7 protein-coding genes are annotated in these 3,732 nt (G+C 30.8%); all 7 read right to left on the bottom strand.

What is annotated here, in order from left to right; all coding sequences use genetic code 11:
• Positions 1 to 835: 835 nt before the first annotated feature.
• Positions 836 to 1,033, bottom strand: coding sequence for a hypothetical protein (locus N4G44_RS23310; RefSeq protein ID WP_474930128.1), 198 nt, complete (start codon positions 1,031 to 1,033; stop codon positions 836 to 838).
• 51 nt (positions 1,034 to 1,084) lie between these two features.
• On the bottom strand, positions 1,085 to 1,468 hold the full coding sequence (locus N4G44_RS23315) for a DUF2750 domain-containing protein (RefSeq protein ID WP_474930129.1): 384 nt from the start codon (positions 1,466 to 1,468) through the stop codon (positions 1,085 to 1,087).
• Between the two features lie 35 nt (positions 1,469 to 1,503).
• Positions 1,504 to 1,944: a DUF4265 domain-containing protein gene (locus tag N4G44_RS23320; RefSeq protein ID WP_474930130.1), complete on the bottom strand. Its 441-nt coding sequence runs from the start codon at positions 1,942 to 1,944 to the stop codon at positions 1,504 to 1,506.
• A 6-nt stretch (positions 1,945 to 1,950) separates the two neighbouring features.
• On the bottom strand, positions 1,951 to 2,364 hold the full coding sequence (locus N4G44_RS23325; protein WP_474930131.1) for a DUF4265 domain-containing protein: 414 nt from the start codon (positions 2,362 to 2,364) through the stop codon (positions 1,951 to 1,953).
• Between the two features lie 88 nt (positions 2,365 to 2,452).
• On the bottom strand, positions 2,453 to 2,836 hold the full coding sequence (locus N4G44_RS23330) for a DUF2750 domain-containing protein (protein ID WP_474930132.1): 384 nt from the start codon (positions 2,834 to 2,836) through the stop codon (positions 2,453 to 2,455).
• 21 nt (positions 2,837 to 2,857) lie between these two features.
• A complete protein-coding gene (locus N4G44_RS23335) occupies positions 2,858 to 3,397 on the bottom strand; it encodes a suppressor of fused domain protein (protein WP_474930133.1) in 540 nt (179 codons plus the stop codon).
• Positions 3,394 to 3,732 (bottom strand): GH-E family nuclease (locus N4G44_RS23340; RefSeq protein ID WP_474930134.1); only part of this gene is annotated, 339 nt, incomplete at its 5' end. The genes N4G44_RS23335 and N4G44_RS23340, both read right to left, overlap by 4 nt.

Below are 3,732 nucleotides of genomic sequence, written 5' to 3' on the forward strand. Positions count from 1 at the left end.
TTTATTATTTCAGTCCCCAAATAATTAAACCCGGCCGAAAAAATTTCGTGCCGGGCTGTAAATAATTCAGACTTAATTATTCTATATCTTATTTAAGCTGTCAGTTATCAGGAATACTTATAGTTTAAATTTTGATTTCATAAGCTAAAGCACTGAAGTCAATACCTTAATTTGTTCCGAATCTTTATACATTAATTAAGACCTCTTCTGCAATTCTAACAGATTCCAAAGTTTTCATATAAAATTTATCCAAAGAACTATCCTTTAATTCAGGCGATAACCTATAATTTTTTTTATACCGCCGTGTTAAAGAATAATATTATCAGCAATTCAATTTCCACCAGTACAATAAGCGTTGATATAACTTTTGGTACTGTATCCTAAATCTTGTGCCTTGTGAAAGTCTTTACAGGCTTCGTCTCCCAACTTGAATTCAACCTCGAAACTACCCCTATGAACATAAGCTATCGCATTTTTAGGATTTAGGTCGATAGCCTTTGTTTACTAAATTCTTTATAAGTCATTATTCATCTAGGTATTAAAGCTAGGATGCTGATGATGGATCAATCAGTTTAATATTTAATAGGTAGTGTCACGTGTTTAGTTAAGAATTAGCATACCATAATTGGTACGCTAATTCTAATTTATCTTCATGAGTAGTTTTTCAGCTCTTCACTTAAATCCCTATTAAACTCCTGCAAGTTTACTACAAAGCCAGTTCTATCATAGACAGGAAAGATATTAATTAAACAACCTGAATCAGCTATAAAGTCTATAATCTCATTTTCTAAATCATCAAGATTTAGCTGTTTAATTGAAAACTCTTCTCAGCCATTCATTTTGCATAGTTCTGCAAACTCCTTAGCACTCGATAAAGGAAAAGCTTCTCATCATCCAATTCTGATGTTACATAGTTGCCTTCTTTATCAATCATTGTAAAAAAGACTTCCCAATCAGCAAGTCTTTTTATGAAGTACTTGTATCTGTCAAGCGGTTCTAATAAAATAATGTCTTCAATTTCTTTTTGGTTCATTGAGTGGTTTTTATTTTTTATCACATACTTCTAACCATTCATTTTATCAATTTATTCAATCTTATCTAATTCTTCATTTAAATCTCTGCTAAATTCTTCAAGATCAACTACAAATCCTGATTTCCCATTTACCGGAAATACATTTATTAAATAATTTTCAGTGCTAATAATATCAAAAACGTTGTCTCGCAAATCATCTAATGTTAACTTAAGAGGTTTACAATCTTCCCAGCCTTCTTGAAGATCTAGTGATACAAATTCTTCAGCAGGCCAGAACGAAATAAGACTAAAATTATCAATCTCTGAGATAGCGAAATTTTCCTCATTATCAACGATTGTCCATAATTGTTCAAAATCAGCAACCTTCTTAACAAAGTATTCATACCTTTTAACAGGTTCTAACTTCAGGACATTTTCTATTTCTTTGCTATTCATATTGTCTCAATTCATTTTGTGCGGCTTTCAATGCATTAAATATTAGATTGATGAGTTTCAGAAAGGCATGCTTCTTTATAGTCAAAAACATTATCGGTCAGCATTTTTTGCAAATATTTCTGAACGTCAGCGTAATTTACAGATGGGGGAACATCAATAGCTATGATGGTTTGATCATCCATGCCTTCCCAAGAACAACCTAATTCTTCTAAACTCTTTAAAACATCCTCTATCTTTGTGCCATCAAACATTACAATCTGTATTGTACTGTGTTCTGAAGCTTTAATTAGATCTTCAAAATAAAGCTCTCCATCTTCATCTTCTACTGAGATAATGTCGTTAAATGCAAGATTAGGTGCAAAAAAAGGTATATTTTTTATTTGATATTCCGAATCATTTTTTTGCTCAATCCACAGTCTTTCTTCTGCAATTTTTTCACTCACATCATAATAGGTTACAAGGACTTTATTATTCATAAGACTCTAATATTCATGTTCTAAACAAGATTCTTCATATGACCAAAAATTGCCTTCACCCTCGTCCAAATATTTTTTAATCGGCCTATAAGAGATATTGGCTGGTACATTGACTGCAATTATGTTTCTATCTAAGAAAACTTCCGAATCACAACCATTTTCTTTAAGCCATTGTCTGGTTTCTTCTATTTTATTTTCATAATCTGTGTAGATGAAAATCCGTACGGTTGTATTTCCAGAACTCTCAACAAAATCTTCAAAATAATACTGCTTATCATCTTCATCATATTCTACTTCAATAGTATCACCGAGAGAAATTCTTTCTGCAATAAAAGGAATATTGTCAACAATGAAGTTATCCCCACTTGCTTTACACCATAATGATTCAGTTTGGTACTTTTTTTCGGCAGTTTCTTGCACAAAAAAACTTTAGTTCTATTTTCCATTTGTACTTTTATTATTTAAAATCAGCGTATCAATGATACACTGATTTTAACTCCATTAAATTCTATGAATAGTTTTTTAACTCTTCACTTAGATCCCTGCTGAATTCTTGCAAGCTTACTACAAAGCCGGTTCTATCATAAACAGGAAAAATATTAATTAGACAACCTGAATCTGCTATAAAGTCTATAATCTCATTTTCTAAATCATCAAGATTTAACTGTTTAATTGTAAATTCTTCCCAGCCATTCATTTTGCATAGTTCGGCGAACTCCTTAGCACTCCATAAAGGAAATAGCTTTTCACCATCCAATTCTGATGTTACATAGTTGCCTTCTTTATCAATCATTGTAAAAAAGACTTCCCAATCAGCAATTTTTTTAATGAAATACTTGTATCTATCAAATGGTTGTAATCTTATGACATTTTCAATTTCCTTTTGATGCATTTTAAATAACTATTTTTACAATTACCATGAATACGGTTCTCTAGTTAAGTCCCAAAGATTATCTATTTCATTTTCTTCCAAAAATTCTTCAAAACTATTCCAACCTTTTTCTTTTATTAATTCTGCTTCTTCTTGATAAATTAGAATTATTAAAGGAAAAACTACCTCTTTGTTTTCTAATTCCAGTTCTTGCAAATCATCATCAAAATAGAAAGGTAAAGTAAAATACAATGAATTCATTTTTGTTTCTGAAGTCATAGTAAAATCAAATGATAAAATATCACCCCTACGTACTCCTTTTTTATTGTCAATTAAATATTCAGAAAGACTTGTTAAAAATGAAGCTATTTCATTTTCATCAAACTGATTTCCACAAACAAATATAAATTCATAATAATAATCAATAAAATAACGATTCATTCCCAGTGTGGAATATGTTTTTACTCCTTCAAAAGGTATGTTATCGTATAAAGATATTGAGAAATTGTATTTTTTATCTACAACCTCTGTACCTCTGGATATTTCACCAATATATTTTTCTAAATGTTCAACTACTTTCATCTGTTTTTAAATCTTTCATCGTTATTACCCGCAGAGCGATTACAGTTTTTACACTCCAGCTCTACTCCTGTATTATAATTGTCTAGTTCTTCTTTTCTTGTTTTGCCTTTTAAATTTCGCCTACTCCAAGAAGGGTTGTGACTCATATCCCAACCATTTGGTCCGCTTCTCTTTTGTTTTTTATGTGGATTTCCTTCAACATCTTTTTTACAAGTTGGACATTGTTTTGTATCTTCTTTAGATCCGTCTTTTGCATCATCCCATGCTTTTTTAACAACCGGTTTTCTGAAACTTCCTCTTTTCGCAGTGTTTAATTCTGGAGACTTTGATTTATT

Source organism: Chryseobacterium sp. GTID13 (assembly GCF_056172655.1).